General features: G+C 72.8%; 1 protein-coding gene. It reads left to right on the forward strand.

What is annotated here, in order from left to right; genetic code table 11:
• A partial coding sequence (locus tag AC0KVN_RS27705; protein ID WP_483656865.1) for a hypothetical protein occupies nt 1-257 on the forward strand: 257 nt, incomplete at both ends.

Raw genomic sequence — 257 nt, forward strand, 5'->3', positions numbered from 1 at the left:
CGCCAATCTCGAGCGGCTGCGCACCGGCGGCCTCGGCGGCGCCGACCGCGAGAACCAGCGCCGCTCGGTCTTGACCGCGCTGGCGCAGAACAATTGCGGCCCGCAATACGCCGCGGCGGCTGCGCGCGGCCCCGGCAATTTCATCGAGAACCTGTTCGGCGGCGGCGGTGGCGGCAATCCCGGCAATCCGCTGCCCCCGCCCGACGCGCAATATGCCGGACAGTCCGGCACCTTCCGCACCGTCTGCGTCCGCACCT

Source organism: Sphingobium sp. SG1, from assembly GCF_057063145.1.